Raw genomic sequence first — 311 nt, forward strand, 5'->3', positions numbered from 1 at the left:
AAAAAAATCAATATAGCAAAAAGGATAGAGGAAATACGTGGAAACAAAAAGGACGTTGTTGTGCTGACAGAGGAGGACTGGGAGGAAATCAGAATGTTTGTTGATAATGTCGAAGGCAATTTCATCTCAAGATTAAGGGAACGATTCCCTAACTTAAGTGATGACGATGTGAAGTTCATGATTCTTCTTCGCCTCAAAATGTCATCCAAGGCTATGGGATTGATTTACAATATCAGCGAAAAGTCAATCCGTCAGAAGCTTTTCGTGTATAAGTCAAAAGTTGGTTTGGAAGGAGGAAACAGCCCATCACT

The 311-nt window shown here is 38.9% G+C and carries 1 pseudogene; it reads left to right on the forward strand.

Going from position 1 to position 311, the window contains the following annotated elements:
- Window positions 1-311 (forward strand): annotated as a pseudogene (locus LDN30_RS16260) (hypothetical protein); the annotation flags it as partial.

The organism is Prevotella lacticifex, from assembly GCF_019973375.1.
GTDB classification, from domain to species: domain Bacteria; phylum Bacteroidota; class Bacteroidia; order Bacteroidales; family Bacteroidaceae; genus Prevotella; species Prevotella lacticifex.